Origin of the sequence: uncultured Roseovarius sp. (assembly GCF_913054395.1) — a bacterium.
GTDB lineage: Bacteria > Pseudomonadota > Alphaproteobacteria > Rhodobacterales > Rhodobacteraceae > Roseovarius.
This window is the reverse complement of record NZ_CAJXIP010000246.1, coordinates 1-3058: the sequence shown is the minus strand read 5'-3', so window position 1 is coordinate 3058 and position 3058 is coordinate 1. Positions and strand designations below refer to the sequence as shown.

3 protein-coding genes are annotated in these 3058 nt (G+C 58.8%); all 3 read left to right on the top strand.

All coding sequences use genetic code 11. The annotated features are described in order from the left end of the window. Nucleotides 1–114: 114 nt before the first annotated feature. Nucleotides 115–1146, top strand: a complete 1032-nt coding sequence (locus QZ522_RS18775; protein ID WP_294615225.1) for a branched-chain amino acid ABC transporter permease — start codon at nucleotides 115–117, stop codon at nucleotides 1144–1146. Between the two features lie 4 nt (nucleotides 1147–1150). Continuing rightward, complete coding sequence (locus QZ522_RS18770) at nucleotides 1151–2356, top strand: branched-chain amino acid ABC transporter permease (protein ID WP_294615222.1); 1206 nt, start codon at nucleotides 1151–1153, stop codon at nucleotides 2354–2356. A gap of 12 nt (nucleotides 2357–2368) precedes the next feature. Then, nucleotides 2369–3058, top strand: a 690-nt coding sequence (locus QZ522_RS18765) for an ABC transporter ATP-binding protein (protein WP_294615219.1), incomplete at its 3' end; no start/stop codon positions are given.

Here is a 3058-nt window from a genome sequence, read left to right as displayed (position 1 = left end):
CCACGCTTCTCCCGCACAGTCCGGCCGACCTGAAACGCGCCTCGGCACCCCGGGTCGTGGCCTGCTGCTGCATTCAAATAACAAGCCACCCAGACGAACCGGAAGGTGGGACCCATGGACGCGTTCCTTCTACAGATCCTAAACGGGCTCGATAAGGGCTCTGCCTATGCGCTGATTGCGTTGGGCCTGACACTCATTTTTGGCACCCTTGGTGTCGTGAACTTTGCCCATGGGGCCCTGTTCATGATCGGGGCCTTTTGCGCGGTGACCGTGCGAAAATTCCTCAACCTCAGCGTCGAGACCATCGACCCGGAGAGGACCGACTTTCTCGGCAATCCGCTGAAGGTCAAGACTCCCTATGTGGAGAACTGGTTCGGTCCCGAATTCGGCGGCTTGATTATCGACTGGTCGGTGCCGATCGCGATCCTCTTCGCGATCCCGATCATGATCGCCGTCGGCTTCATCATGGAGCGCGGGCTGATCAAGCATTTCTACAAGCGCCCGCACGCCGACCAGATCCTTGTGACCTTTGGCCTGGCGATCGTGCTTCAGGAAATCATCAAGTATTTCTACGGTGCGAACCCGATTCCCACCGGCGCGCCCGACGCCTTCAAGGGCAGCTTCGATTTCGGGGTGATGCTTGGCTTTGAGGCCAACGCCATCATCTATCCCTACTGGCGCCTGGTGTATTTCGCCTTTGCCGCCGTGATCGTCGGTGCCGTCTTTGCCTTCTTGCAGTTCACCACCTTCGGGATGGTCGTGCGCGCGGGCATGGCGGACCGCGAGACCGTTGGCCTTCTTGGCATCAACATCGACAAGCGCTTTACCATCATGTTCGGCATCGCCGCGGCCGTGGCCGGGCTTGCCGGGGTCATGTATGCACCGATCAACTCGCCCAATTATCACATGGGGATGGATTTCCTCGTGCTTAGCTTTGTGGTGGTGGTCGTCGGCGGCATGGGCTCGCTTCCGGGCGCGGTACTTGCCGGCTTCATGCTCGGCATTCTGGAAAGCTTTGCCTCGATGAACGAGATCAAGTCGCTCATCCCCGGTATCGACCAGATCATCATCTACCTGGTGGCAATTATCATTCTGCTCACACGTCCGCGTGGCCTGATGGGTCGCAAAGGCGTGATGGAGGACTAAGACCATGCTCGGACTGAACAAAAAAGACCTGTCTCTCCTGCTGATCGTGGCGGTTCTCACCCTGTGTGCGCCGTTTATCCTGAACCCCTTCCCGTCCGATAGTTCGCTGGCACAGTTCAATGCGGGCTATCCCGACCTGATGCAGCGTTTTGTGATCTTCGGCATCTTCGCCATCGGCTTTAACATCCTGTTCGGCCTGACCGGCTATCTCTCGTTCGGCCACGCCGCGTTCCTGGGTGTCGGCAGCTATTCGGCGGTCTGGATGTTCAAGCTTCTGTCGATGAACGTGCTGCCGGCGATTGTCCTGAGTGTGATCGTGGCGGGCCTGTTTGCCGTCGTGATCGGGTTTGTAAGCCTGCGCCGCTCGGGGATCTATTTCTCGATCTTGACGCTGGCTTTTGCCCAGATGAGCTTTAACCTCGCCTATTCGGTTCTGACACCGATCACCAATGGCGAGACCGGCCTGCAACTGACGCTCGATGATCCGCGCATCCTTGGCGTAAGCCGCACCGAAAGCGGCGGCATCCCGGTGACCAACCTCTTTGGCCTGGACATGCGCGACACCTATGAAATGGTTGTTGGCCCCTGGGCGTTCCAGTTCAACAACGGCTATTACCTCTGCGCGATCCTGATGCTGATCAGCTTTTACCTGTCGATCCGCATCTTCCGCTCGCCGTTCGGGATGATGCTTCGGGCGATCAAATCCAACAACACCCGGATGACCTATACCGGCCTGAACGCGCGCCCCTATACTTTGGCGGCCTTCGTGATCTCGGGCATGTATGCCGGCCTGGCCGGTGGCCTTCTGGCCTCGATGGACCCGCTGGCAGGCGCCGAACGCATGCAGTGGACAGCCTCTGGCGAGGTGGTGCTGATGACCATCCTTGGCGGTGCCGGCACTCTGATCGGTCCGGTTCTGGGCGCAGGTTTCATCAAGTATTTCGAGAACATCTTCTCGAAGATCAACGATGGCGTGCTGCACAGCTGGTTCAGCTTCTTGCCCGACGGCCTTGAGGACCTCGTGATCACCTTCGTGCATCCCTTTGTCGGCAAAGGCTGGCATCTGACGCTTGGCATCATGTTCATGCTGGTCGTGATCTTCCTGCCCGGCGGGCTTGTCGAGGGCGGTCAGCGCATCGCCCGCATGCTCCGCGGTAAGAAATCCGGGGACGACGCCGACAAATCGACCCAATCCACCCCCGCCGAATAAGGAGACGGAGACATGGGTATTCTTGAAGTCAAAAACGTCAACAAGCGCTTCGGCGGGCTCCAGGCGCTTGGGGATGTGAACCTGAGCGTCGCGGAAAACTCCGTGCATGCCATCATCGGGCCGAACGGCGCGGGCAAATCCACCCTGCTGAACGTTCTCATCGGCAAGCTTATCCCGGACACCGGCAGCGTCATGTTCAATGGCCAGTCGGTTCTGGGGCGCAAGCCCTACGAGATCAATCAGATGGGCATTTCCCGCGTGTTCCAGACGCCGGAAATCTTCGGCGACCTGACCGTGCTGGAAAACATGATGATCCCGATTTTCGCCAAGCGCGATGGCGTGTTCCGCATGCATGCCTTTGAAAATTCGGAGAACGAAAAAGAGATCGTCGAGCAGGCCGAGCATATGCTTGAAAGCCTGAACATGGCCGATGCGCGCCATGATCATTCGGCCTCGATGTCGCGCGGCAACAAGCGGCGGCTGGAAATCGGCATGTGCCTGGCCCAAAGCCCCAAGCTGTTGCTGCTGGATGAGCCGACCGCCGGCATGGCGCGGGCAGATACCAACAACACCATCGACCTTTTGAAGCAGATCAAGGCAGAGCGCGACATCACGATCGCGATCATCGAGCACGACATGCATGTGGTATTCAGCCTCGCCGAACGGATCACCGTTCTGGCGCAAGGCACGCCGCTGGTTGAA